The organism is Bellilinea caldifistulae (assembly GCF_001306055.1).
Classification (GTDB): domain Bacteria; phylum Chloroflexota; class Anaerolineae; order Anaerolineales; family Anaerolineaceae; genus Bellilinea; species Bellilinea caldifistulae.
Genome location: NZ_LGHJ01000011.1, coordinates 104,805 through 131,522, shown reverse-complemented (window position 1 = coordinate 131,522; position 26,718 = coordinate 104,805). Strand labels below are relative to the sequence as shown.

The window sequence follows — 26,718 nt, the reverse complement described above, 5'->3', positions numbered from 1 at the left end:
CCATGGAACTGTGCGATCTGCCTGCCTATGAATTGAGTCTGTTGCTGCGCCGTAAACAGGTTTCGGCGCTGGAAATTACCCAATCCTGCTTGCAGAGGATTGAAAAGGTGGACGGCCGCCCCGGTCAACTGGACGACGGGAAGGCCGATCCTCAAGACGAAGAAAAAGTTCACGCCTTCATCACCCTGACCAAAAAGCGCGCCCTGGCGCAAGCCAACGCCATTGATCGTAAACTGGCCGCCGGGGAAGACCCCGGCCCGCTGGCGGGCATCCCGTTTACCGTCAAGGATATTTTTTGTGTGCGCGGCACACCTTCCACGGCTGGTTCACGCATTTTGGCAAACTTTGTTGCCCCCTACACGGCTACCCCGGTGGAGCGGATGGAAGCCGCCGGGGCGGTGCTGCTCGGCAAGGTCAACCTGGATGAATTTACCTACGGTTCGTCCAATGAGTCGACCGCCTTTCAACCGGCACCGCGCAACCCGTGGAACCCGGCTTGTGTGCCGGGCGGCTCTTCGGGCGGCAGTGCGGCTTCGGTGGCGGCCGGCGAAGCGCCCCTTTCGTTGGGCACCGATACCGCCGGCTCGATCCGCCAGCCGGCCGCCTTTTGTGGCGTGGTGGGCGTCAAACCGACTTACGGACGGGTTTCGCGCTACGGGTTGATTGCATTCGGTTCCTCGCTGGATTGCCCCGGCCCGCTGGCTCGCAATGTGGTGGATGCGGCTTTGATGCTGCAAACCATTGCCGGCCTTGACCCGCGTGATTCGACGACTGCCAATCTGCCTGTACCGGATTATCTGGCCGCCCTCGAAGAAGGGGTGCGCGGTTTGCGCATCGGTCTTTCGCCGGATTATTTCCAGATCACCTTCCCCGACCCGCAGACCGGCGAATACCGTCAGCAGGAGCTGCCCGCCGAAATCGAGGCGCGGGTGCGCTACGCTGCCGAGGTGCTGGCTTCGTTGGGGGCAGAAATCATCGAAGATGTTCCCATGCCGAACACCCGCTATGGCATTCCGGCATATTTTGTGATCAGCCGGGTGGAAGCCGCCTCCAACCTGCACCGTTATGACGGGGTCAAATACGGCTATCGCACGCCCCAGCCGGTCAGCGATCTGCGCGAGATGTACCGCAAGACCCGCAACGAAGGTTTTGGGCTGCAGCCCAAATTGCGTATTTTGATGGGGATGTATGTGAGCGCGGCGCAATACTCAGCGCAGTATTACCGGCGCGCCTTGCGGGTACGCACTCTCATCCGCCGTGATTTTGACCAGGCCTTTGACCCGCAGGGCAAATACCGCCTGCATGCTCTTCTGACGCCGACCACGCCGACGACCGCCTTTGAGATGGGCGCCGTCTACGGCGATTCGGTGCTGATGCAGTATGCTGATCAACTGACCGTGCCGGCCAACCACGCCGGCGTGCCGGGCGTTTCGTTGCCATTCGGACTGGATGAGAACCGCCTGCCAATTGGGGTACAGCTACTTGGGCCGGACTTCAGTGAGGCGGTCTTGCTGCGGATTGCCCGCGCATTGGAACAAGCCACCGAAAGCGAACCGTGGCGCAAGTTGAAACCGCAGGTTTTGCGGAATCTGGCGGGGTAAGAGATGGGAATTTTCATGCGGCTTGACTTTGAACTTGAGGAGGGATGAGCAAATGAGCCAAAACGGTCTTTCTTCTGATGAGCGCTGGCTGGCGGCGCTTGCTCATGCCAGCATCCTGATTCCCACGCTGGGTTTTGCGGTTCCGCTGATTGTGTGGATCACCCAGCGCGAAAAGTCGGTTAACCTGCGCTTTCAGGCCTTGCAGGCGCTCACCTATCAATTACTGCTGGCGGCGGTGTGGGTGGTCCTGGGGGCGCTTTCCGGTTTGTTTATGGGCGCACTTGGCCTGGTGAGCGGCGCTTTTGCCCTTGCCGCCCAAACCGAAACGCCGTTGATGCTGGTTACCGGGGGTCAATTTCTGGTTATTGGCGGATTGCTTTGTTTGATGGGACTGGGGGCGTTGCTGGGTGTCATTGGCGGAATCGCCTGTCTGAGCGGCAGCCATTTCCGCTACCCGCTGCTTGGCCGCCGCATGGAAAGTTTGTTGCTGCGCCATGTCCCCGCCGAGGAGGTGAGCCATGCCTGAAACGAGATTTTCGGAGGAGTCCGAAGACCGCCTGGTTGCGGCGCTCTGTCATTTGGGCGCATTCCTGCCTTTCTTTGGGATGCTGGCTGCCCTGATCATCTGGCTGACTCAAAAGGTACGCAGCCGCTGGCTGGGTTTTCAATCCTTGCAGGCATTGCTTTTTCAAGGAATTGCATTTGCCCTGTACTACCTGGTCGGCTTTGGGATGAGCGTGGGCTACTTTGTGTTTGTCCTGCCGCTGATTGCCCTGAGTGAAACCGGCTGGGGTGACCGCGTCCAGTTTTTGCTGGTGCCGTTCTTATTCCTGTTCTTTGGGATGCTGCTGTTGATCGTCGCCGCAACTTTTGTTTATTATCTGCTGGCGGGTATAGCAGCTGTCAACACGCTGCGCGGAAGGGATTATCGTTATCCGCTGATCGGAAAATTGACCGAAAGCCTGACTTCCCGCCGTTGATTCTCCATTCTCACGAGGTTTTTGATGACCGAATATGAAGCCATCATCGGGTTGGAAACGCACATTCAGCTCAACACGACCACCAAAATTTTCTGCTCGTGCAAAGCCGATTCGTGGAATGACCCGCCCAACACCAACATCTGCCCGGTGTGTACCGGTATGCCGGGTGTGCTGCCGGTGCTGAATCGGGCTGCTGTGGAAAAAGGGGTATTGCTGGCAGCGGCCATGCACTCCGAACTGCGTCCGATCTCGTACTTTGACCGTAAAAATTACTTTTACCCGGATTTGCCCAAAGGTTATCAGATTTCGCAGTACGATCAATCGCTGGCCTTTGGCGGCTGGATGGACGTGCCGGTACCGGCATCCGCCGGTAAGACGGCTTATGTGCGGCGGGTCAACATCCAAAAACTGCATCTGGAAGAGGACGCCGGAAAGACCAAAAATGTTGGCAACCGGCGCTGGATTGACTTTAACCGTTGCGGCGTGCCGCTGATCGAGATGGTCACTGCCCCGGATTTGCGCTCGGCCGATGAGGCTGCTCAGTACCTGATTCGCCTGCGCCAGTTGCTGCGCTGGTTGGGCGTTTCGGAAGCCGACATGGAAAAAGGCCACCTGCGCTGTGATGCGAATGTGTCCATCCGCCCGAAAGGTGCGGAGTATCTCAACCCCAAAACCGAAATCAAGAACGTCAATTCGATTGACGCGGTACGCGAGGCAATTGCCACCGAAATTGAGCGGCAGGTGCGTGAAATGGAAGCCGGGCGACGGATTGAAGCCTGGACGCTTGAATGGGATGAGGATGCCGGGGTACTGCGCAAGATGCGCTCTAAGGAAACCGAAGCCGATTACCGCTACTTCCGCGAGCCGGATTTGCTGCCTCTGCGTCTCGATGAGGAATGGAAGCAGTCCATTCTGGTGCAAATGCCGGAATTACCCCTGGAACGGCGGGCGCGTTTTATCGAGCAATACGCTTTACCGGAGTACGATGCCGACATCCTCACCGGTGAGCGCAGCCTTTCGGAATATTTCGAAGCCGCCGTCAAAGCCTTTGGCGGCGACCCCAAGAAGGTCTCTAATTACCTGATGAACGATGTGCTGCGCATGCTCAACGAAAGCGGTAAAAACGCAGCCGAACTGCGGCTGACGCCGGCCTACCTCGCCCAAATCCTGCAACTGGCCGAAAAAGGCACCATCAACACCACCACCGCCAAAAGCTTGCTGCAAAAAGTGGAAGAAAGCGGCGAAGCCCCACAGGTGATCGTCGAGCGCGAGGGGCTGGCCAGGGTCAGCGATGAAAGCGCCATCCGCGCCGTGTGTCAGCAGGTACTGGCAGCCAATCCCAAAGAGGTCGAATCCTACCGCGCTGGCAAGACTACCTTGCTCGGCTGGTTTGTCGGGCAGGTGATGCGCCAGATGGGCGGGAAGGCCGACCCCAACCTTGCCCGGCGCCTTTTGGAAGAGATGCTCAATCAGTCCTGATTCGTTAGAGCGGCGTTGCCACTCATTGCTCGAATTCACGTTATTCAGGGTGTGAGGAGACTTAACCCCGAGATGCCGAAGCGCACAGGATTTCTCTTTCCTTGCGCCCTGGCGTTGCTTTAGTTTGCCTGAGGGTTATTTTTCGGGTTGAGAAACCCGGCTTTTTCTGGCAGCGTGGCGGCGGCGCGGGTGGGCTTCGTTGCCGATCCAGATGCCGAAACGGGGCAGGACGCGGCGGTGAATCAGCAGAATCAAGCCGGTGACGGCAAAGGCTGCCGCAAAGACAATCAAAGCCGTGCTGAGGTTATCCAGCAGATTGGGGTTCAGCACCATCACCACTGCCAGGGTCAGCATCAGCACTCCGCCGATCAGTTTCAGAATTCGACCGTGTTTTTCCTCCAGACGGCTGGCTTTGAGGGTGAACACGGCAACGAAAAAGATGACCAGTTCATCCAGCTGATAGATCAGCATATACAACAAGAGTAAAAGGGCAAAGGTCAGTGGCTCAACCTGATTGGCAGCCAGCAGATTGCTCCACAAGACTGGAAAGCCCGCCGTGCAGGAAAACTCAACCAGCGAAACCCCGGCGGCAAGCGCAATGGTGGCTCCAATCAACCCCCAAAGCGACTGGCTGGCGTCCATCACCCGCCGGATGCCGCGGGCGATGCCGGGTTTCTTTTCATCGGCGATGGTGAAGGAGATGCCTTCTTTGTAAAAGAAATAATCTTTGATATTAACGGCAGCAAAGAACAACGCCACCAGCGCAACCAGCACCCGGATCCAGCCCACAAAACTGATAAAGGTGAAGATGGTGAATAAACCGGCAATGAACAGGGCGTACACCGCGGCGGTCACCGTCAGGAAGACAACCCCGATGATGATGACCTTGCGGCGCGAGCCGGTGTGCAATGTGAGCGCCAGCAGCATGGTCAGCACCCACACGGAGCAGGGGTTGAAGCCGTCCACAAAGGCGATCAACGTGGTGCTGACCGCCAGCGACTGGTGGCTGAGATCCACTGTGCCGATCAGCGGCAGGGTGAGCGTTTCGGCCTGTTGTTGCACCGCGGCGGGCGGCTGGGGTGCTGCGGCAGTGGGCTGAGCTGGGAAAATCACCCCGGCGCCGGCATCCGGGCAGCCAGACCGATGACAATCCTGAATGACCTTTTCAATTTCGGGGTTGATGGACTTGTTATATCCAACCCAGTGCTGGCTGCCGATAAAGATGGTCGGCACATAGCGGGCTTCAAATCCGTAGGCGGCCGCCATCTTCTCGAATAAGGCGCGATTGCCCTCGTCGTACCACACTTCGTAGAAGCGCAGTTCCACCCACGGGTAACGCTGCGCCAGCCCTTCCAGATACGGCTTTGCCTCGGCACAGTGCGGGCAGCCATCGCCCCAGAACATGTAAATGATGGCTTCGTTTTCCTGCGGGGGCTGATCCTGTGCCTGTACCTGCGCGCCGGCGCTCAACAGGATGGCCACCAGGCTCAGCGCAATTCCCCACCACGGGTTAGGAAAATGACGTAGTAAACGAAGAGTGTTATTCATCGAGTTACCTCAAACCGATTGCGTAACAAATACAAGGGAATACTGATAGAAAAACAGGACGTTGTGTGAATCTTATCACAAATTTAAAGAGCGTTTGGGGATTTCGAGGTAAAAGGTGGCTCCTTCCCCCGGCGCGCTGATCGCCCAAACCCGTCCGCCGATCCGTTCCATCGCTTTGCGCACAATTGCCAGCCCCACCCCGGTGCCGGGGTAGTCCTCGTTGTGGTTGAGACGCTGGAAGATTTCAAAAAGGCGGTCGTGGTACTGCATGTCGAAACCGATGCCGTTATCGCGCACCCAGAGGATGTGGCTGTGGGGGTGTTCCTCCCCGCCGATCTCGATGCGCGGATGGGAGCGGTTGGCGCTGAATTTGAGGGCGTTTTCCAGTAAATTTTGGAGCGCCTGATACAGGCTCTGGTAATCATGGTCAACCACCTCAAACGGCAGGTTGACGATGACCTGCGCGCCGCGCTTTTCAATTTCCAATCGAAACTCGTTCAACAAATTTTGAATGAGCGGTTGAATTTCCAACCGGCTGATGCTCAGGCTGCGCCGCTCCAGCCGCGAATAGGTCAGCAGGGCGTCAATCAACTGCGCCATCTGAGTTGCCCCGCGCCGGATGGCGTGCAAAAACTCGCGCCCTTCTTCATTGAGCGATTGGGCGTGATCTTCCAGCAGCAGTCGGCTGTAACCATCTATACCCCGCAGGGGTGCTTTCAGATCATGCGAAACGGAGTAGGCGAAAGTTTCCAGTTCCCGATTCTTGCGCTGCAAGTCGGCGGTTCGCTCGGCGACCTTCTGCTCCAGTTGCTGGGTCAGCTCGCGCAAAGCCTGTTCGTTTTGCAGCAATTCGGTAATATCGGTGATCGAAAACACTGCCGCCAGCTGACCTTCCCACATTAATTTTCGGCCGGTGACCGAAACATCTACTACACTGCCATCCTTGCGGACATGACGGGTAGTGTAGCGGTAAGAACCCTGGCGGGTCAGCCCTTCGATCATCCCACCGATGGCAGTTTTTTCTTCGGGGCTGCGCAGGTCGCTTAGCTTCATTTGACAGAACTCATCCCGGCTGTAACCGTAAAACTGTTCGGCGGCCGGGTTGACCGCCAGAAAGCTTAAGGTATTTAAATCCACCACCCAAATCGGGGAGGGAGCATTATCGAAGAGCGCCAGGCGTTGGCTGAGCAGTTCTTCTTCACGCCGTTTTTGACGGATATCGTGGGCGCGTTCGAGGTACAACAAAACTGCCATGGCCAGTACAAAGCCAATTCCCTTGACGCTTTGCCAGCGACTCAACTCCGCCGCATCCTGTACCAGTGATTCCAGAATGCGGTCGGAGAACAAAATCCAGCCGCCGCCAATCAACAGATAAAGGGCTGCAACCCGCAGGGCGGGGGAGAAAATGGTCAGAAAACGCTTGAGGGGTGAGATCATCTGGAAAACCTGCCCCCTGTATCCGTGGTCGAGTCACCTTTTATTTTTATACCATGTTTTGGGGCGTGTAAGTCATCAAATAAGATTACAATGGGGGTGATTTTCATACAAATTGGAGGATGTATGGCGTCACTCACCCCGCGCGAGCGTGTTCTGGCGGTTTTGAATCATGAGGTGCCCGACCGCGTGCCGATTGTGATCGGCGCCGATTTGACCACCGGTATTCAGGAACGTGCCTACCGTCGTTTGACGGGCTACCTTGGGCTGGCGGAGGATTACCAACCGCTATACGACTGGCTGGAACTGGGCGCGCCGTTGCCTTCGGAGGCGGTGCTGGAACGGCTGCATTCGGATGTGCGCGGCGTTCAGGACCGCTTTCCGGCCGCTACTTACGCCCGCAACCGCAGCCGCCCGCCCGGCAGCCCGTACGTGGATGATTGGGGTGTCGGTCAACCGGAGATTGAGCCGGGGGTATATTTTCCGGCCATCCATCCGCTCAGCGAAACCAGCCGGCTGGAGGATCTGGAAACCTACCCGTGGCCGGATATGCACGACCCGAGCCGCTTTGCTCACCTGCGGGTGGAGGCCGGGCGGCTGGCCGCCGCAAACCGCTACGCGATCATCGGCGCACCGTGGCTGATTTCACCCCTGGAGCGCGCCTTCCAGCTGCAAGGGATGCAGGCTTTCCTGCTCAATCTGGTGGATGCACCGGACTTTGCCGCGGCGCTGTTGCGAAAAATCACCGATCTGTGCAAGACCCACCTGACCCATTTTTTAGGTGAGGTGGGCGAGTATCTTGACCTGATCATTCTAGCGGATGACCTGGGCACCCAAAACAGCCTGCTGATTTCGCCGCGCACCTACCGCAGTCTGCTCAAACCTCTGCACGCTGAGTTGTTTGCGCTGGTGCGCCAGCACAGCCGCGCACGCATCTTTTTCCACTCCGATGGGGATGTCTTCCCCCTGCTGGATGATCTGGTCGAAATTGGTGTGCAGGTGCTGAACCCGATTCAGACCAGCGCCGGTCGGATGGCCAATCTGGAAGAGCTCAAGCGGCGCTACGGAAAGAATCTGGTTTTCTGCGGAGCGGTGGATACCCAGCGGGTACTGCCTTTCGGAACACCCGACGAGGTGCGCGCCGAGGTCAGGCGGGTGATTGACCTGCTCGGCTCCGGCGGCGGCTACCTGCTCGCCTCGGTGCATACCATCCCGAACGAAACCCCGCCGGAGAACATTCTGGCGATGGTGGACGCGGCTGTGGAGTTTGGCCGCTACGGTTAAACCACCACACTGCAGCCGCTGCTCAACCACAACACCAGAACGACCAATCCGATCCCGATCAGGGTAACAATCAACTTTCGTTCCATCTTCTCCTCCTGCCGGTGGGGCGTTGAGAGCGGCGTTGGACAACTCATTAAGGGGACTTCTCCACGCTGAAGACGCCGCCGCAGCATGGTTTGTTCCATCCACTTGACCATTTCGGTATAATGAAAGAGAAGATCGTTTAACGGTTCAACAAGGAGTGTGAAACATGGTTACGCTGGCTGAGCGGTTGGACGAAATGACCCGCCCCGGCGAGTTGTACGAGAAACTGGAAGACGGGGCGGTGCGGTGTTACGCCTGCGCTCATCGTTGTTTGATCAAACCCGGAAGGCGCGGCATCTGTCAGGTGCGTTTCAACGCCGATGGCGAGCTGCGGGTGCCGTGGGGTTATGTGGCTGCTTTGCAGGTGGACCCCATCGAGAAAAAGCCCTTCTCGCATGTTTTGCCGGGGGCCGATGCGCTGACCTTTGGTATGCTGGGCTGCGATTTCCACTGCAGCTACTGCCAGAACTGGCTGACCTCGCAAACCCTGCGCGACCCGCAAGCCGGGATTGATCCGGACTACATCCTGCGGATTACGCCGGAAAAACTGGTGGAATACGCTCTGCGCAACGGGGCGCAGGCGGTGGTTTCTTCCTACAACGAACCGCTGATTACCTCGGAGTGGGCGGTGGATGTCTTCCGGCTGGCCAAACTGCGCGGTCTGTTGTGCGCCTACGTATCCAACGGCAACGCCACGCCGGAGGTGCTGGATTACCTGCGTCCGTATGTGGATGCCTACAAGGTTGATCTCAAAACCATGCAGGACCGCCAGTACCGCAAACTTGGCGGTGTGTTGCAGCACGTGCTGGATACCATCCGCCGCGCCCACGACATGGGCTTTTGGGTGGAGGTGGTCACGCTGGTTGTGCCGGGCTTCAACGACAGCCCCGAGGAATTGTGGGAGGCCGCCCGCTTTCTGGCGTCAGTCTCGCCGGATATCCCCTGGCATGTAACCGCCTTTCACCCCGATTACAAGATGACCGATCCGCCGCCGACTTCGGCGCGCACGCTGCTACAAGCGGCGGAGATTGGCCAGGAGGCCGGCCTGCACTTCGTTTATGCCGGTAATCTGCCGGGGCGAGTCGGTTCGCTGGAGGATACCCGCTGCCCGCAATGCGGCGAAACCGTTGTGGCGCGGCGCGGCTACATTGTCACCGATTACCGGCTGACGGCCGAGGGAAATTGCCCACGCTGCGGTACGCACATCCCCGGCATCTGGCACACCGATCCGCAGCAGGTGCGTTTGCACGGGTGGGGTTACCCGCGCCCGGTGCGCTGAAGCGGCGTTGGGGAACCAGCCCCGGCTGACGGCGTCTTAACCGCATGGGACATTCACCCCGCTCATCCTCGCTGGTCAGGTGGCAGCCGCGCTGGGCCGTCTGGGCGCTCAGCGTGCTGGCGCTTTTGCTGCTGGCGGGCTGGGGACTGTTTGGGGTGTATCTGATCTTCCGGTTTGGCGGGCCGGTGGCACCGCGCGTGATGGTGGGCGAAACTGCCATCGGCGGGTTGAGCGAGGCGCAAGCCGCAGCGCGGATTGACCAGCAGTGGAACCGTGAGCGGGTTTGGCTGGTGACCGACGGTCAGCGTTACTGGCAGGCCAAACCGCTGGATTTCGGCGTGTGGGTGGATCCGGCGGCGACGGCAAAGCAAGCCTATCAGGTGGGTCGCGGTGAGCGGCGCTGGCAGGAACTGGCCGAGGTGATTTTCGACCGCCGCCCGCTGCAAGTCAGTCCGGTGGTGGTGGTCAGCCCGAGGCTGGCGGTGGAGCAGTTGCGCAACTGGCGGGGGCTGGTTGAACGCCCGCCGCAGCCGCCGGCTTTGCGCTACGACAATGGTGGCTGGGCTGCCGCTCCCGGTGAAGCCGGGTTGGCGCTGGACGTGGAAGCCACCGTGCGCTGGCTGGAGCAGAACGCTGCCCTGGCCGTTCGCAGCGGGGTTCTGACTCTGGTCACCAGGCCGGTGCCTTCTTCCACGGCTGCGCTGGAAGCGCGCCTGCCCGAACTGCTTACCCAACTCAACCGCCCGCTGCGGGTTGAGGGTTACGACCCAATTCTGGACAAGCGGGAAGTTTGGGACGTGCCGCCCGCTCAACTGGCCGAGTGGGTGAGGGTGGAATGGCAGGACGACGAACCGCGCCTGCGGCTGGATGAGGGGGCTTTTCCGGCGTATCTGGACGGGCTGCAAAGCCGGTTGACGGACGGGCGCACCGTCTGGTTGCCGCCTGACCCCTACAACCTGAGCGAGCGTTGGGCGAGCGGCACACCCTACACCGTCATCCTGCGCCATCCACCGACGACCTACACCGTCCAACCGGGCGATACGCTGCTGTCCATCTCCTACCGCGTCCAGATTCCGGCGTGGATGATTTTACGCGCCAACCCCGGCCTCAACCCGGATGTGTTGCCGTCCGGCAGCACCCTGACCATTCCCTCGCGCAGTGATTTGCTGCCGCTGCCGGTGGTGGTCGGCAAGCGGATTCTGATTTTCATTTCGGCACAGCGCATGACGGTGTTTGAAAACGACCAGCCCATCCGCGAATTCATCATCAGCACCGGCATTGACCGTTCGCCCACCCAACCGGGCGTGTTTCAGGTGCAGAGTCATGTACAGGAAGCCTACGCCTCGGTGTGGGATTTGACCATGCCGTACTTTTTGGGGATTTACGAAGCCTGGCCGGGATTTATGAACGGTATCCACGGGTTGCCGACTCTTTCCGGCGGGCGGCGGCTGTGGGCCGGCAGCCTCGGCCGGCCGGTTTCCTACGGCTGTATCATCCTCGACCTGCCGGCAGCCGAGTGGCTTTACAACTGGGCGCAAAACGGCGTGGTGGTGGAGATTCGCCAGTAGGCCGCTATCTCCCCGACATTTTTCCAACCGAACAGATACCGTTTATGCTACAATCCTCACTGAGGGTGAGTCATTTGCATGGGCGGGAGGTGGACGATGCGCACACAGCGGCGGGGTGTTCGGTTGGCTTGGCGGATATGCGGGCTCTTGCTGACGGTGTGGGTGGCCGTCCTTCCCCTGATGGAACGAAGCAACCCCCTGCGCGCAGCGGCATTCGCCGCTCAACCGCAGGGGGTTTTGGCGAGCGCCAGCAACATGACGGAAGCCCAGTCTGCTCCGTCGCGTTACCTGATCATTGCGCCGGATGAGTTTGCGCCGGCGCTGGCGGGTTACATTGCCGCAAAACAGGCTGAGGGATACGATGTCATTTTTAAGACCCTCTCTCAAATCGGGTCTTCGGCCGCGCAAATCCGTGCCGTAATTCTTTTCTATTCGCCGCAGTTTTTACTGCTGGTGGGGGATGTGGGCATGCTGCCGGCCTGGCCGAGCCGCAACGGTCTATCCACCTCCACCGACCTCTACTACGCCACGCTGGACGGTGCGTGGGACTACACCCCCAACCTGGCTTATGCCCGTCTGCCGGTGCATTCGACTGCCGAACTGCAAGCCGTGCTGGCGAAATGGGCCGACTACCGGGCGCTGGACGGCAGTCAGGCATGGCTGGGGCGGGTTGCTTTCGTTGCCGGCGACGAAGCCAACGAAAGCATCCACAACCAGATGATTGAGCAATACACCCAACCGGCTGGGTTTGATGGGCGGTTTCCGAACAACCCGCAGCCGGGCGGTGACCGGTTGTACGTCCATGCATACGCCGCCGCAAAAACCGACCTTGCTGCTGCCCTGAACGAGGGCCGCGGGCTGGCCGTCTACTTTGGTCAGGGCAGCAGACCGGGGTGGATGTCACCGTATTTTACGGCGGAGGATGTGACGGCTCTCACCGGCCCGCCCCTGCCGCTGCTGGTCAGTTTCGCCAGCCGCACCGCCGAACTCGACGAGGAACAGACCTCCTTTGCCGAAGCGTGGCTGCTGCACCCCACCTCCGGCGCTCTGGCGGTGATTGCTGCCGGGGCAGACACCACCCACACTGCGGACGAGCGGCTGGAGAGGGAACTGTTCCATGGATTGTTTTCTAACGCGGCTGCTCCGCCGCCGTTGGGAGAAGCCCTGCGCACCGCCTTCCTGGCATTTGGCGGGTACTATCTGCCGGGCGAAACGCTGGTCAAACAGTATTACGAGATGTACAGTCTGTGGGGCGACCCAACCCTGCGGCTGTGGCTGGATGCTCCCCGGCGTTTTTCCCTTTCGCTTGAACCCAACACCCTGTCGGTTTGCGGCGGCCTGGCTTCCAGCCCATCGGTGGAGGTTGGTCTTGCCAGCAGCCTGACCCAGATGGTGGCCCTCTCGCTGCTCAATCCTCCGCAAGGCGTGAGCGGCACATTTTCACCCAACCCGGTCGGTTCACCCGGCAGCGCCGCGCTCACCCTCACCATTCCCGCTGAACTTCCGGCGGGGTACTTTCCTCTCACCGTGCAGGGGCTGAGCAGCGCATTTCAGCAGGCAGCGGCTTTATCCCTGATGGTGCGCCCGGCGGCGCCTTCGGACAAACCCCTGCCGCTGCTGCCGGCGAACGGCGCCATGCGGGTCAGTCTGCGTCCCCAATTGAGCTGGTCAGCGGTCAGCGGGGCGGATGGTTATGATGTGCAGATTGGTCTGGACGCCGATTTCAGTCCAATCGTGGAGGTCTTTGAGGATATTGCCCAGACAACCCTCACGCTCAGCCGGGAGCTGCAGCCCAGCCAGACTTATTACTGGCGGGTGCGTGCCAAAAACGGCTGCGGGGCGGGTGATTATTCGCCGGTCGCACAATTTACCACCCTGCCGCCGCCCGGTGAGTGCCCGTTTGGCAGCCAGAGCGAGTTGCTGTACAGGCAGTCCTTCGATGCCGTCCCCACCGACGGCTGGCTTCTGCAAAACGGCTGGGAGGTGAGCGGCGCTTTTGGCCGCGGCGGGGTAGCCCGGGCAGCCGCGCCGGCTGAGATTTCGCAAAAAACCCTGACTTCTCCCCTTCTTTCTTTGCCGGACGATGCGAGCGTACTGGCGGTGTGGGTGCGCGCCGAGATGGCTTACGAATTTGGCGAACCGCCGGCCTGTCTGGACGGGGGTTTACTGGAAATTTCCACCGATGATGGTCAAACCTGGTTCAGGGCTGGATCAGAGGGGCTTCTCAACCCGCCTTACGAGGGCACTCTGGCGGTTTCGTTTGGCAACCCGCTGGGCGGTAGCCCGGCCTGGTGTCATCGGCGGGATTGGTCGCCGCTGGCTGTTGACCTGACCGCGTATCGCGAGCAGGAAGTCCGCCTGCGGTTTGTGGTGGCGAGCGGGGCGGATGAACAATCCGCTGAGGGCCTGGCGCTGGATGAGTTTGAGGCGGTTGCCTGCCGTGCCGAATCGCCCGTGCGCCGGCTGGCAATCAGCCCGGCGGAGCAGTCCGCCATCTTACCTGCCGGGGCTGCCGCTTCGTTTGTGTGGCAGGTCAGCAACATCGGCGGGCAGAACGAGCGGGTTGAAATCAGCATCAGTGGCGAATTGCCGGCAGATCCGTCCCCACCGTCGTTTGTCCTGAACGCCGGTGAGTCTCAGGAGATCCGGGTTGAAGTCCGGTTGCCGGACTCGGCTGCACCGGAATCAAAATACAGGCTGGATCTGACGGCTCGGAGCCAGGAAAATTCTTCCGTGTGGGCGGCAGCCAGTCTCGAGTTGACCGTTCAGCGGTGCGGTCTGCAATGGAGCGTGCCGGAGGACATTCCTCCCCTGAGTGCGGGTCAGGATTATCTGCTTCAAATTGTCCTCACCAACACTGGCAATGCTGCCGATACCTTTCGTCTCTCGGCGGTAGATCAGCGCAACTGGAGGGTGGTTACGCCGGATGTCGGCCCAATCCAGATGGGGGAAAGCGCCCTGCTTTACCTCCCCATTGCTCCGCCGGAGAACGCACCGCCGGGAGAGACAAACCGTCTGCGGCTTACCGCTCATTCGGAGGCCTGTCCGTCTTTTGAGCAGAGCCTCGAAAGGCTGCTGGTCATTCAGGGTAGCCGGCTGTTTTTGCCGGTCATCCGCCGCTGAAACCGGTTGGTTTTCATCCCACCTGCACCTGATTTCCACCGTTTTGTTTGGCGGTGTACATAGCCGCATCCGCCCGCTGGATCAGCGATTGCAGGCTGGCTGAGGGGTCATCCAGACCGGCTGCGCCGATGCTGGCCGTGATGTGATGAGTATTACCCTCCAGCCGAAAAGGCCGTTCCCGCAGGGCATTGAGCAGCCGACCGGCAACCATGACTGCTTCGGCAGGCGTGGTTTTGATTAACAAAACGATGAACTCATCCCCGCCGGGCCTGCCGATCAGATCGCTGGAACGCAGGGCGTGTTTCATCCGCCGGGCCACCTTCTTGATCAGGTCATCTCCAATCAGATGTCCATAGGTGTCGTTAATCTCTTTGAAATGATCCAGATCGATCACCAGCAGGCTGAACGGTTCGGCATAACGGTGGGCGCGCAGCAGTTCCCTCTCGCCGGCCTCGAAGATGGAACGGCGGTTGAGCAGACCGGTCAGCGGGTCAAGCGTAGCCAGCCGCTGGGTCTGGCTGTACAGACGGCTGTTCTGAATGGAAAGGGCTGCCGGCCCGGCAAAGGTCTCCGCGAGGGCAACCTCATTATTCTTGAAGGTGGAAGGAGCCGAACGAATGGCCCAAATCAGTCCGATGGGGCGGTTGTTCCAGCGAAGCGGGATGCTCATCCAGGCAATTCCCTTGCCGGTTTCTCCCAGCCATTCCAGTTGGCGCTCATCCTGGATGTGATTGACAAACCGCACGGCAGATTGGATTTCCTGCACCAGGGGGTGAACGGCGGTCAGGGAAGGCGGCGGAGCGCCGGGTGGGTAACCGATTTTGCCTGCCAGATAAAACCGATCCCGCTGCTGCAGGTACAGCGCACAGCGGTCGTAGGGAAGAATGCGCGCCAGACCGGTCAGCACCTGTTTGGCGGCCTGTTTCGAGTTCAAATCGTGAATCAAGGCGCTGATGGCTTCCCGCAGGGCTTCCGATTCGCGCCGGTGAGACTGTTCGATCATCAACAGGTTGCGGATACGCTGCTCCATGCGTTTCTGATCGGTGATGTCGGTAAAAACGCCGAACGCACCGATGAACCGGCCCCTCTCGTCAAAATGGGGCGTGGCATGGACGGAGAGGATGCGCCGTTGCTGATTGGGAAGGACAATCTCGATTTCATAATGGCTGCGGAAGCCCTTGCGGCGCAGGGCGGTTTGTTCCAGCACCACCTGCATTTGATCGGCGGAGAGAAATTCGCTCAGGTTGCGGCCGGTTAAACTGCCGGGCTCAACCCCAAACAGTTTTTCGGTTTCCAGGTTAACGTAAAGGAAGTTCTCCCCCTCATCCACCAGCGCAACTCCCAAACCTTGATTTTCGACCAGCATACGGTAAAGTTCTTCGCTGGCGCGCAGGGCGGTTTCGGCTTTGCGCCGCTCAAAGAAAGCCCCAAACAGATTGGCGGCCGTCCGCAGGGTGTCCACTTCATACGGCTGCCAGGTGCGTTCGCTGCGGCACTCGTCAAAGCCGATGAACCCCCACAACTGCTGTTGAACAAAAATGGGGATAATCAGAATGGAAAGAATGCCCTGCCGGCTGAACTCCGTCTGTTCGGCGGGGGGAAAATCGCGCACCCGCCCGGATACGACCTCGCCGCGCTGCAAGGTGGCTAAAAAGTGATCAAATCCGACAGCCAGGTAGTCGAAATTTTGTAAAGTCGGGTCGTCAATTTGAGGCTGGATGCCGGCAGCGCACCACTCATAGCGCTGGCTGGTCAACAGCCGCTGGCCGTTTTCCCAGTGATTTTCAAAGATGTAGACCCGGCTGACATCGGCGGCGTTTCCCAATTGCGCCAGCACCAACGGGATTTCTTCTTCCGGTTGAGCGGAGCGGAATAACTGGTAACTGGCATTTGCAACGGCACGCAGAACGGCAGTCTGGCGGCGGTGAGCACCGCGGGCTTCTTTGACCGGACGCAAGTCGCGTAACTCGACGCCCAGCAGGTCATCTTGCAGGGGCGAAATTCGTACGGCAACCGGTATTCGCTGTTGCTCACGATCCAGCGCGAACAGCTCGTATTCCGTCCCCGAATGAGCAGCCAGTTCCCGATCGGTTTGCTGAAATAGGGAGTGGTATTCGGGTGGAATGAGATGCCAAAGCGGGAGAGCCGAAAGTTGATCGGCGGTATAACGCAACAAATGGAGGGCGAGCAGGTTGGCGGACACGATTTCGCCGTCCGTGCGGACGATCAAGGCTGCCTGCGGGCTTTGTTGCAGAAAATCGGGATGGTTGGATGTGTTCATCATCTCCACCCCGGCTTAGCAGTTCAATAGCAGGTGGTTATTTTGGGCTGGCAATGCTGGCATTGACCTTGCACCCCCTCATGATAAGTCACTAATGCGAGCATCCATACGTTTGGGGAATGGATATTTCCCATTATTTTACTCAAACCAAACCGATTTTCAAGGTCATTATTGGCTTTTTTATGCGCTTTTTACATTTTGCGTGGACAAATTCACCCCACGAGAAAGGGAAACAGACCCGGCTTTATGAAACGTCCCCCTTATTTCCGCCGCAAGACAGGCACATCTGCCGCTTCTTATTATGAGCAGGCGCTGCATCATACCCGTCAGGCATTGCTGCGGTTGATCGAAAGTGTACCGGCAGCCGTGTGCATTCTGGACAGACGCGACTTCACCTATCTGGAAGCCAACCCGTGGTATTGTGATCTGATCGGCATTCCCCGCAGTCTGTTGATTCATCAATCCGAAAACAGCCTACCAGCGGGGCTAGGCGAGAATAATTTGAAGAAAATCCTCGCCCGCCTCGGTGGGGAGCGTTCCCTGCATGGGTTGGAATTATTCATTTTTAACCAGCAGGGCAGGTTGATCCGCAGTTATGCCAATATCGAGGCGATTCTCTTCAACGGACGGGCTGCCTTGTTGATCACCCTCACCGGTGAGCAGCGCGAAGACCCCCGTCTGCTTTGGGGTTTGAACGAAAGTAAACTGGCGGCGGTCGGTGAGGTGGGACGGGCGCTGGCACAGCTGGACGACTTAACCGAAATTTACCGCCGGTTGAGTGCAGCAGTGGTTCAATTGCTCCCGGACGTGTGTACGGTGTATATCTCCCTCTACGAAGGGGAAACCCAGGAACTGATTTGCGCCTATGGGGAACATGAGGGCGAGCCGGTGGATTTGAACCGCGTGCCGCGCCTGAGTCGGCTCACTCATCCCGATTCGCATCAGTTTAAGGTCATTCAGAGCGCTAAACCGCTGGTCATAGATGACCTGCTGGCTCAGGCCCCGCCCGGCACGGCCCGGCTTGGTTTTGTACGCCCTGGCCGGGCGGTGCGTTCGGGGGTGTATGTGCCCATGTTGACTCGCGGGCAGGTAATTGGGCTGGTGCAGGCTCACAGTTACCGTCCGGCGCGCTTCCGCATGGCGACCGACACAGCCCTGCTCAGTCTGGTGGCGAACACGGCTGCCGTTGCCATTCAGAACGCGCAGTTGACCCGCTCACTGGAACAGTCCAACCAGGATTTGAATCAGACCTACGAAGCCACCATTGACGGCTGGACGCGCGCGCTGGAATTGCGCGATTTCACCACCGAACGACACTCCAACCGGGTGGTGGATCTGACCGTGGAAATGGGCAAACGCATGGGGTTGAACCATGCCGAACTGGTGAAACTGCGCCGCGGCGCTCAGCTGCACGATATTGGAAAGATTGGCATTCCGGACGCCATTTTGCTCAAACCCGGCCCGCTGGACGAGAGCGAGTGGAAAGTGATGCGCCGTCATCCGTTATACGCTTACGAACTGCTCAGCCCGATTCCCCACTTCTACGACCTGCTGGATATTCCCTACTGCCATCACGAAAAGTGGGATGGCAGCGGTTATCCGCGCCGGCTGCGGGGTGAGGAAATTCCGCTGGGGGCGCGCATCTTTGCGGTGGTGGATGTGTGGGATGCGCTCAGTTCCAACCGCCCCTACCGCTCGGCGTGGCAGCCGCATCAGGTAGTGGATTACCTGCGGTATCAATCCAACCGCCATTTTCAGGCGGAGGTGGTGGAAGCGTTCCTCGACCTGATCGGCGGTTATAGCGGTGGCAGCGCCGCTCCGCGTGGGCCGTTCTTCACTCCGGGTCGTTTTTACTCCACCCGGCTGGGCTAAATCAACTCGCGGGCGGGGCAGCTCTCTGTGGTTGCAATCATGCCGTTGTTAATGAAAGGATACCTGAACTGCCCGCGTAATGGCTTTGGGGGAGATTGCCGCGCTCGCTTGCAATGACGTTTACAAGGTTGATCTCTCCGGCCCACCTCCGCAAGGGCTTTGCGGGAGACTGCTCCGCCCGCTTCACCCTTGACCGTCGAGGATTGCCGCGCCGCCAATGCCCATCAGCACAATCAGCAAACCGATGATCACGAACATCAGCGGAATGTTCAGCGCAGCCGCCAGCACCCCACTCAGCCACGGGCCGAGGAACATGCCCAGCGAATAAACCGACTGATGCAGTCCCATGGCGGTGGTGCGTTCGGCCGCATCCACACGGTTAATGCTCAACCCCATCAACAGCGGATAGCCAATTCCAAATCCCAGACCGACCCAGAACTGGAAGACGAACACCCATGCGAGGGTTGGCGCCCAGGCTGCGCCAAGAATGCCGCCGCCCAGCAGAGCAAAACTGAGCATGACCATGCGCCGCTGACCAAAACGCTGGGCCAGAACCGCTGCCAGACTGTTGCCCGCCAGGCCAATCAACAGATTGAGGCTGAGCAGCATGCTGATGACCACATCCGAAGCACCCTTCTGACGCGCCAAAATGGGGATGAAGGTGAAGGTGGCGGCGAAGTCGGCGGTGTGGGTCAGCACCTGGAGGAGGGAAGGCAGCATCACCTCCCGCCGGCTGATCAACCGCTTCAGACCATTCAGGGAGGGTTTGCGGGGTGGCGTGGGCGCTTCCGGTAAAAAGAGCAAAAGAGCGGCACCTAACAGTGCAGAGGCTGCCGCCAGGTTGAATGCCAGTGGGTAACCGCCCAGTTGATTCAACCAGCCGTTGATGGCAGTGGCAACGATCCGCCCGGTGGTTGCGGTCATTGCCAGAATACCCGTGGCGCGCACCACTTCTGCCGCTGAAAAGCGGTTGGAAAACAGCACGACCAGCGGCACCCAAGTGCCGGCTGAAACACCGACCAGCGCCCGCCCAAGGATGGCGATCTCGATGGTGGGGGCATGGCCGAGGGTCAGCGCACCGGCAGCCACCAGCAACAGCCAGAAGATGGCAAACGGCTTGCGGCGTCCGGCCCAGTCCGCCAGAATGCCGAGCGGCAGGCGCACGATCAACTGCCACAACCCGTACATCGAAAGCGCCGTGCCGATCAGCGCCAGATCGCTCGTTTTGGTTTGCAGATAGAGCGGCAGGGTGGGCACATACAGGTACAACGCCGACCAGTAAAGGAAGACGACCACTAAAAAAAGAGCGTTCAAAAGGAGTTTCCTCGATGGAATAGAGTGGGAAGACGCCCCAGGCGGAATGACTTAATTGTGGAGCAAAGTAGGGGAGATGACAAGCCAAAATCCACCGGCGAATTGCACCAGTAGAATTGAAAATGGTGGGTGAGTTTGGAAAACAACTTGCATCTTTCTTCAAAATTTGCTAACATTTGTTCAGAAAGGGTTCAAATGTAACATGCATGATTCAACGCTGGAAGACATCTCCACCCGTGAGCAGCTGCTGGCGCGGGTGGCCTGGCTGTATTACGAACGAGACCTGACTCAGGCGGAGATTGGTGCGCGGCTGGGTCTCTCGCGCATCACCGTCAACCGGCTCCTCAAGGAAGCCCGACAAAGTGGGATCGTCGAAATCCGCATCCGACCGATTTCCACCGATCTACCGCTGGTGGAAGCCCTCTTGCAGCGTTATCCCCTGCAGGACGCCTGGCTGGTTCCGGCAATGGATCAAACCGGCGAAGAACTGGCTCAGTCGTTAGCCCAAATGGCAGCCATGGTGCTGGCTCAGCGGTTGCAGGAAGGCTGGACGGTAGGGATTGGGGTCAGCCGTACCATTTCCTACATTCCCGATTTTCTGGTGCTGGAAAAGCCGCTCGCCTGTCGTTTTGTTACCCTGATGGGCGGGCTGTATTTTCGTCCGGTGGAAGTTACCCACAACTTTGATGTGCTGACGCGGCTGGCAGTGCTCACTGGCGGAGAAGCATACTACCTCCCACTGCCCACTTTCGTCAGTGAACCGGCTACCCGTGATCATCTGCTGGCCGACCCGCTTATCCAGCGCAGTCTGGATGTTGCCCGTCAGGCGAACGTGGCTATTTTCAGTGTCGGCACGGTGGATCAATCTGCGCTTTTATATCAGGTGGGGTTGCTCGGTGAGGAGGACCTGAACGAACTGCGCGTCTATCAGGCGGTGGGGGATGTGCTGGGGTATTTCTTTGACCGGCGGGGTCAATTGGTGCCGGCCGGCATTCACCAGCGGCTGCTCGGCATTTCATTATCCGATCTGCAGCGCATTCCCCTGAAAATGCTTGCGGCGGGCGGTCAGCCAAAACGACCGGCGGTAAAGGCGGCTCTGTCCAGCGGGCTGGTGGATGTGCTGGTCACTGATACGGCTACTGCACACTGGTTGTGCGATGCTGAAGAAGTTTAATCATTGAGGAGGTTCAGGCGATGAGCAAACAGTGGTTTATCGGTTGGGATGCTGGCAGCAGCGGCGGGCGCTGCCTGCTGGTCAACCCGGCTGACGGACAGATTTTCAGCGGTTACCGCTCGTGGACTCACCCGCTTTCGCCGGCGGGTGGCTGGGCTTATGATCTGGATACCGAAACCATCTGGCGGACGCTGGGGGAATTGACCGGCGAGGTCATCCGGCGTGCCGCCGTTCAACCTGCGGAAATCGGGGGGATTGCGGTGGTCAGCATGCGCCACACCGTTGTGCTGGTCGGCGAAGCCGGTGAGGTGTTGTTTGCCGCGCCCAACCGCGATGCGCGAGCCGTTGAGCAGGGCATGACTCTGGGTGAGGCGCGCGGCCGGGACCTTTACCAGCGCACCGGTCACTACCCCAGCCCGGTACTGATGGCGGCGCGTTTGCTGTGGATTAAAGAAAATCAACCGGCGTTGCTGGAGCGCGCTCGTTACGCCCTGACGCTGAGCGACTGGCTGACCTACCGCTTGTGCGGTGTGGTGGCAGCCGAAGCTTCGCAGGCTGCCGAATCGCTGCTGTTTGATTTACACCAGCGCAACTGGGCGGGTGATCTAATCACGGGGCTGGGTTTACCCGAGCACATCTTCCCGTCCGTGGTCTGGGCGGGGGGGCGGCTGGGAAACTTGACCACCGGCGCGGCTGAATTTTTAGGTTTGCCGCCGGATGTCGTTGTTGCCGCCGGTGGCGCCGATACCCAGAGCGCATTGCTGGGCACGGGCATCACCTCTGCCGGACAGGCCGGGATTGCCGCCGGAAGCACTGCCCCGGTGATGGTGACTACCTCAGCGCCGCGTCTGCACGCGGAGGGACGTACCTGGTGCGGGCTGCATCTCCTTCCGGATGTATATGTGGTGGAAAGCAACGCCGGTTCGGCCGGGAGCGCCCTCGAATGGGCGGCCGGGGTGCTTTACCCGCACTCACCTCAACCGGTGGCTGCGCTGTGTGGCGAAGCCGCCACCGTCCCGCCGGGTGCAGGTGGGGTTTTTTCCACGCTGGGGGTGCAGCTGTTCAACGCGGCTGCGCTGGGCCTGCCGGTTGATTCACTGACCTTTTCGACTTTCAGCCTGCCGTCCGGACAGGCCGGGCGCGCCTGTCTGGCACGCGGAATTTTAGAGGGGCTGGCGGCTTCCATGCGCCTCAATCTCGAACAGGCCGAAGGGGCAGCCGGGGTGGTTGCTTCCCAAATCCGGGCAGGCGGCGGGCTGACCCGCAGCGAGGTGTGGAATCAGATGCTGGCGGAGGTGTGCGGCAGGCCGGTTGAAGTCAGCCGGACGCCACAGGCTGCCGGGCTTGGAGCGGCGATGTGCGCTGCCAGCGCAGCCGGGGCTTATCCTTCCCTCGGCGAAGCCGCCCGCGGCCTGTGCGGAAGTTTGCGCACCTTTTCACCACCGGCTGAACGGGTGAGTTTTTACACCGAATGGTTTGGAGAATGGGACAGCATCCGCCGCCAGCGCGAAGATGCCGATCAAACCGCAGCCGGCAGCATAGTGCAGGCGATGCAGCACAGAGCCGCACCGCCAGTCAGTCTGCCGCGCGATTTTCGCCCGCGCATGCTGGTTACCGCCGATTTGGGTGATGAGGCGGTGCGCCTGCTGAGCGAATTGGGCGAAGTAACCTACGCAAGTTACCGCCGCGAGGGTCGCTTGCTGAGCGGCGATGATCTGGTAGAAGCCCTGCGGGGCTATTCGGTATTTGTCACCGAAGTGGACGTGGTGGATGCGGCAGTTTTGGAGAAACTGCCCGACCTGCGCCTGATTTTTGCCTGCCGCGGCAATCCGGTCAACGTGGATTTGCAGGCCTGTACGGCGGCCGGTGTGCCGGTGATCAACACCCCGGGGCGGAATGCCGATGCCGTGGCCGACCTGACGATTGCCTTGATGCTGATGCTGGCGCGCCGTCTGCCGGAGGCTGCCGCCTTTTTACGCCAGCCGGGCGGTGAAGCGGGTGACATGGGACGGATGGGGCAGGCCTTTTTCGCTTTCCAGGGCAAGGAATTGTGGGGAAAAACCGTTGGGGTGATCGGCGGCGGTGCAATTGGCCAGCGCGTCATCCGCCGCTTGCTGCCGTTTGAGGCGTGTGTGCTGTTGTATGACCCCTACATCAGCGAAGAACAGGCTGCGCTGTACGGCGCTCAAAAAGTGGAACTGGGCGAATTGCTGGCCGCCAGCGACTTCATTACCCTGCACGCGGCGGTGACGGACGAAACCCGCGCTTTACTGGATGCGGCCGCTTTTGAGCAAATCAAACCCGGCGCATTTTTAATCAACACTGCCCGGGCTGCGCTGGTGGATCAGGCGGCTCTGCTGCAAGCCTTGCAGTCCGGACGGCTGGCCGGGGCTGGTTTGGATGTCTTTCCGGTTGAACCGCCCGGCAGTGATGATCCGCTGCTGGCGCTGCCGAACGTGATTGCCACGCCGCACATTGGCGGTAACACCCAGGAAGTCGGCATTCATCAAGGAAAGATCATTTTGGAAGAAATGAAACGGCTGTTGAGCGGTGAGCGGCCGCGGTATGCGCTCAATCCCCAGGTTTTGGACAATTTTCGCTGGCAGGGGGAGCGGCGCGCCGACCGCCGGACGTTGGAAAAACTGCGTCACACCTCGACCGCCGGGGTTACCGATATCGAAGCCGCCCAAAAAACGGCCAGCCAATCAGCTGAAAAGCGTGGTGGGCTGCTCGGCGGGCTGAAACGCCTGATTGGCAAAGAAAGCCAGCCTGCTTCAACGGCTGCGCAAAGTCAATCTACCCCACTTCTAGCAGCCGACGGCGCGGCCGGACAATTCCAGCGTTTGCTGAGCCGCTTTTTGGAGGAAATCGAAAAGGATGACGAAATCCGCGCGTTTGCCCGCGATAAAAATGTGACCTTTCAGTACACCCTCAAAGATCTGGGAATCACCTTTTACATGCGTTTTGCCGGCGGGGAGGCCCGCGCCGGCTTGGGTGATCCCCCTCATCCGCCGGATGTGCGTTTGAAAATGACCGCCGAAACGCTGGACGGCATTTTCACCGGCCGGTTAAATCCCACCCGCGCTGCCATGACCGGGAAAATTTCTTTCAGCGGAGATACTTCCAAGGCCATGACCATGCAAAAAATCAACCTGAGCGCGCCGTATCAGCGCGCCCGTCAGGCGGTAGGCGATCCCGGCGACCTGAGTGTGTTGAACGCGCCGCCCGCCCAGCCGGCCTCGGCGGGCGGGTCCGCAGCAGCGGCTCAAGCGGCGGTCTCAACTTACTCGGCTGCGGCGGTCATCCGCAAAGCGGGGGATGTGCGCGATGAGATCCTCGAAATCATGCGCGAATTGTACGAGCGGGGCTGGATCACCGCCACCGGCGGCAACATCAGCGCGCGGGTGGAGGGCAAACCGGACGAGGTGTGGATCACCCCCAGCGCCATCTTCAAAGGGGATTTACGTCCGGAAATGATGGTACGGATTGACCTGCAAGGCAACCCGCTGGGTGAGTCGGATTACAGCGCTTCCAGCGAGCGGCGGGTGCATTGCGCCATTTACCGCGCCCGGCCGGAGGTACAGGCGGTGGTTCACACCCATGCGCCGTACGCCACCCTGCTGGCGCTGACCGGTACGCCGTTCTTGCCGCTTTCGACCGAGGCGGCTTTCATTGGCGAGATACCGGTGGTACCGTTTATCATGCCCGGCACGGATGAACTGGGCGAGGCGGTGGCAAAAGCGCTGGGGCCGCGCGGCATTGCCGTGCTGATGCAGAATCACGGACTGGTGGTGGCGGGCAGCAGCCTGCGCCGCGCAGCGGATATGACCGAGGTGATCGAAACCACCGCCCATAAACTGATCACCTGCCGCTTGATGGGTGTGCAGCCTGCCGTGCTACCGGAGGAGGTGGTGAAGAACTTGCGAGAGATGGGCAGCATGTTAGCCTGAGGCGGTCAAACCAATTGGGCAGGGGGACGAAACAGCAGCATCAAACCAGCCAAACAAAATCCCATCAATGAATACCCCTGCAGAGCCGGTGGTTTTCCCCAACCACCGGCTTATTTTTTTTGCAGAGGGCGCTAATGGACGCTTTGCCGCTGGGTTCAGCGGGTGATCAAGGGCAGCATGATAGAGTACTCGCCGCCTGAACCGCACCAGTAACCCAGGCAGTCGGCGGTGTTTACCCCGCTCTCGCTGCCGATTACGCTTTGGCCGAGGGTGAAATCGGCGCTGTAAAATGATGAAGCCGCGTTACCGCCGCTGCCGGTTATCGGCACCAGCCAGTCCACTTTGTAGCTGGCGGATTGCATGGCGCTGGCCGGTAGGGTCAGTGAAAGCAGCAATAACAGGATAAAAGTGAGGAAGAACCAGCGTGTTTTCATGGTGAGTTCCTTCCTAGTACAATGGATGGTGCCCTAACCGCACGCGCACCCCGCCGAAGTCAAGAAAATGAGATGTGCTGTTGTAGTTAATCGTCAACGCAACCGTAAGAAAACCGGTTTCATCGCTGAGCCACTGGTTTACAGGAAGTGAGTAGGATGTGTAGGTGGTGCTATTGCGGGTGGTTGGGTTGTCCACAAGGTACATGAACGCCGGCCCACCACCGATTCTGCCGCTGGTCAATTGCTTGAAGACTTGTGTTCGGCTGATTGAACTACCCGCATTCGAAACATCGTAAAAAATGGTCACTTCTTCCACTTTGACCGGTTGACCGTATAACACCGCCGGCAAAGGAATACCAAAGACAAGCCCTTTGATACCGGTTGATGTGTATTGAACGGTTATGCTGCCGTCGCCGTAGTAATTGATCACATCGTCTGCCGATGTGGATTTTGCCTCAATGGCCGGCACAAAGATATACGAATCGGCTTTATCCTGGATTGTGCCGTTGTTGGTAACTTGAAATTCATCCTCGCCGCCATCTCCGCCAAATGCTTTCAGCAACGAGCCGCTGCTGGTGTTTTCGATTACCAGCGTGGCATCCGAACCGCGGGCTTTGACCCATTCGCCAATGCCGTTGGCAGTACTGCGGTTTTCCACCCACAGGGCAGCCCCGCTGGCACCGCCGCCCACATCGCTTTTGACATCCAGCGCTCTTTGGCCTTCGGTTGTGTTGGTGATGATTGCGCCGGGTTTCAGGCTCATGGCATACGGAACGGGGTAAATTGTCAGGCGAGGAGTCATTTCGGAGTCGCTATCCACGCTGATACCAGCGTACAACTCGTTTCCGATAAACACGGAAGAAGAACACGGCACCAAAACCGTGAAGAGGCCATGATCTAAATTGACCGGCGTACTGATTGAGCAACGGGCGCTGCCTCCTGTAGGGACTTCGTAGATGCGCACGGCAATCTGATGAGCGCCGTTGATCGGGTTGCCAGCCGCATCGGTCAGGCGGCCCTGGACAGGAATGTAACCCTGAACAGCCGATTGAATGGAGACATCTCCCTCGGCGTTGGTTTCTTCAGCGGGTGGGTTGCCTTCCTGCGCTTGCCCAAGTTGGGTGCCGTTGCCAAGCAGCCAGGCGACTGCCAGCAAAATTACGAGCAAATGGACGAACTTTTTCATGAAACACCTCCCCAATTGAAAGGATAGAGCCGCGCCACGACATCAAAAACGCCACCGGTCAACGTTGACCGATGGCGGTGAAGGCAGGCGTTTTGGGGCGCGTTGGCCTGCCAGCCGACAAACCTCC

17 protein-coding genes are annotated in these 26,718 nt (G+C 59.4%); 11 read left to right on the top strand and 6 right to left on the bottom strand.

Annotated features, from left to right (window positions below; translation table 11 throughout):
- Window positions 1–2: 2 nt before the first annotated feature.
- Genes AC812_RS05200 through gatB form a run of 4 tightly spaced genes read left to right on the top strand, consistent with a single transcriptional unit; the run spans window position 3 to window position 4,060 of the window.
- Window positions 3–1,601, top strand: a complete 1,599-nt coding sequence (locus AC812_RS05200; RefSeq protein WP_061912771.1) for an amidase — start codon at window positions 3–5, stop codon at window positions 1,599–1,601.
- Between the two features lie 52 nt (window positions 1,602–1,653).
- Window positions 1,654–2,127, top strand: a complete 474-nt coding sequence (locus AC812_RS05195) for a DUF4870 domain-containing protein (RefSeq protein WP_061912770.1) — start codon at window positions 1,654–1,656, stop codon at window positions 2,125–2,127.
- The gene (locus tag AC812_RS05190) at window positions 2,120–2,581 is read left to right on the top strand and encodes a DUF4870 domain-containing protein (protein ID WP_061912769.1); all 462 of its coding nucleotides are present in this window, start codon (window positions 2,120–2,122) and stop codon (window positions 2,579–2,581) included. The genes AC812_RS05195 and AC812_RS05190 overlap by 8 nt, the downstream gene beginning before the upstream one ends.
- Before the next feature lie 24 nt (window positions 2,582–2,605).
- Window positions 2,606–4,060, top strand: coding sequence for an Asp-tRNA(Asn)/Glu-tRNA(Gln) amidotransferase subunit GatB (gatB, locus tag AC812_RS05185; RefSeq protein ID WP_061912768.1), 1,455 nt, complete (start codon window positions 2,606–2,608; stop codon window positions 4,058–4,060).
- A gap of 135 nt (window positions 4,061–4,195) precedes the next feature.
- Here the strand turns inward: gatB and AC812_RS05180 are convergent, their stop codons facing one another.
- Window positions 4,196–5,608, bottom strand: coding sequence for a thioredoxin family protein (locus AC812_RS05180; protein ID WP_061912767.1), 1,413 nt, complete (start codon window positions 5,606–5,608; stop codon window positions 4,196–4,198).
- A gap of 75 nt (window positions 5,609–5,683) precedes the next feature.
- The gene (locus AC812_RS05175) at window positions 5,684–7,045 is read right to left on the bottom strand and encodes a sensor histidine kinase (RefSeq protein ID WP_061912766.1); all 1,362 of its coding nucleotides are present in this window, start codon (window positions 7,043–7,045) and stop codon (window positions 5,684–5,686) included.
- 123 nt (window positions 7,046–7,168) lie between these two features.
- On the opposite strand from AC812_RS05175, the gene AC812_RS05170 reads away from it, so the two are divergent.
- The 4 genes from AC812_RS05170 to AC812_RS05155 all read left to right on the top strand — a co-directional run bounded on the left by AC812_RS05170 (window position 7,169) and on the right by AC812_RS05155 (window position 14,380).
- A complete protein-coding gene (locus AC812_RS05170; protein ID WP_061912765.1) occupies window positions 7,169–8,326 on the top strand; it encodes a uroporphyrinogen decarboxylase family protein in 1,158 nt (385 codons plus the stop codon).
- A 250-nt stretch (window positions 8,327–8,576) separates the two neighbouring features.
- Complete coding sequence (gene amrS / locus AC812_RS05165) at window positions 8,577–9,689, top strand: AmmeMemoRadiSam system radical SAM enzyme (RefSeq protein ID WP_061912764.1); 1,113 nt, start codon at window positions 8,577–8,579, stop codon at window positions 9,687–9,689.
- A 44-nt stretch (window positions 9,690–9,733) separates the two neighbouring features.
- On the top strand, window positions 9,734–11,257 hold the full coding sequence (locus AC812_RS05160; RefSeq protein WP_061912763.1) for a L,D-transpeptidase family protein: 1,524 nt from the start codon (window positions 9,734–9,736) through the stop codon (window positions 11,255–11,257).
- A gap of 96 nt (window positions 11,258–11,353) precedes the next feature.
- Entirely contained in the window at window positions 11,354–14,380 is a 3,027-nt protein-coding gene (locus tag AC812_RS05155; protein WP_061912762.1) for a C25 family cysteine peptidase, read from the top strand.
- 13 nt (window positions 14,381–14,393) lie between these two features.
- On the opposite strand, the gene AC812_RS05150 is transcribed toward AC812_RS05155, so the two are convergent.
- Window positions 14,394–16,661 (bottom strand): diguanylate cyclase, encoded by a 2,268-nt coding sequence (locus AC812_RS05150; RefSeq protein WP_061912761.1) that lies wholly within the window; start codon window positions 16,659–16,661, stop codon window positions 14,394–14,396.
- Window positions 16,662–16,907: 246 nt separating this feature from the next.
- Here AC812_RS05150 and AC812_RS17115 point away from each other — a divergent pair, with 246 nt between their 5' ends.
- A complete protein-coding gene (locus tag AC812_RS17115; protein ID WP_082148826.1) occupies window positions 16,908–18,533 on the top strand; it encodes an HD domain-containing phosphohydrolase in 1,626 nt (541 codons plus the stop codon).
- A 183-nt stretch (window positions 18,534–18,716) separates the two neighbouring features.
- Here the strand turns inward: AC812_RS17115 and AC812_RS05140 are convergent, their stop codons facing one another.
- A complete protein-coding gene (locus tag AC812_RS05140) occupies window positions 18,717–19,847 on the bottom strand; it encodes an MFS transporter (protein ID WP_061912760.1) in 1,131 nt (376 codons plus the stop codon).
- Window positions 19,848–20,049: 202 nt separating this feature from the next.
- Between AC812_RS05140 and AC812_RS05135 the strand changes: the two genes are divergently transcribed.
- The gene (locus AC812_RS05135) at window positions 20,050–21,021 is read left to right on the top strand and encodes a sugar-binding transcriptional regulator (protein ID WP_061912759.1); all 972 of its coding nucleotides are present in this window, start codon (window positions 20,050–20,052) and stop codon (window positions 21,019–21,021) included.
- A 20-nt stretch (window positions 21,022–21,041) separates the two neighbouring features.
- A complete protein-coding gene (locus tag AC812_RS05130) occupies window positions 21,042–24,971 on the top strand; it encodes an NAD(P)-dependent oxidoreductase (protein ID WP_061912758.1) in 3,930 nt (1,309 codons plus the stop codon).
- Between the two features lie 155 nt (window positions 24,972–25,126).
- Here AC812_RS05130 and AC812_RS05125 read toward each other — a convergent pair whose 3' ends face one another.
- Window positions 25,127–25,405 carry a hypothetical protein gene (locus AC812_RS05125; RefSeq protein WP_061912757.1) on the bottom strand — a complete coding sequence of 93 codons (279 nt, stop codon included), beginning with the start codon at window positions 25,403–25,405 and terminating at the stop codon, window positions 25,127–25,129.
- Between the two features lie 13 nt (window positions 25,406–25,418).
- Entirely contained in the window at window positions 25,419–26,591 is a 1,173-nt protein-coding gene (locus tag AC812_RS05120) for a hypothetical protein (protein WP_061912756.1), read from the bottom strand.
- Window positions 26,592–26,718 lie beyond the last annotated feature (127 nt).